The organism is Pseudoalteromonas sp. SIMBA_162, assembly GCF_046535955.1.
Classification (GTDB): Bacteria; Pseudomonadota; Gammaproteobacteria; order Enterobacterales; family Alteromonadaceae; genus Pseudoalteromonas; species Pseudoalteromonas marina.
Window position 1 is genome coordinate 1 of sequence record NZ_JAWJBQ010000113.1, and the last position, 387, is coordinate 387.

1 protein-coding gene is annotated in these 387 nt (G+C 62.8%); it reads right to left on the reverse strand.

All coding sequences use genetic code 11. The annotated features are described in order from the left end of the window. On the reverse strand, positions 1 to 387 hold a 387-nt coding region (locus R0J88_RS18960; RefSeq protein ID WP_410900722.1), incomplete at both ends, for an alpha-amylase family glycosyl hydrolase.

The window sequence follows — 387 nt, forward strand, 5'->3', positions numbered from 1 at the left end:
AGCCAGAATCGCACTTCTTCAAGAATGGCCGTCACGACCTCGGGGGGATGGAAGTTGAGGTCCGGCTGCGCGATCAGGAAGTTGTGCAGGTAGTACTGGCAGCGGCGAGTGTCCCATTGCCACGCGGAGCCCCCGAAGATCGATTGCCAGTTGGTGGGCGGTGCGCCATCGGGTCTGGGGTTTGCCCAGACATACCAGTCGGCGCGCGGGTTATCGCGGCTCTGGCGGCTTTCCTCGAACCACGGGTGGGCGTCGGAGGTGTGTGAGAGCACCTGATCGATGATGACTTTCAGGCCGCGCGCATGCGCTGCCTCGACCAGACGGTCGAAGTCCTCCAGGGTGCCGAACATCGGGTCGACATCGCGATAGTCGCTGATGTCATAGCCG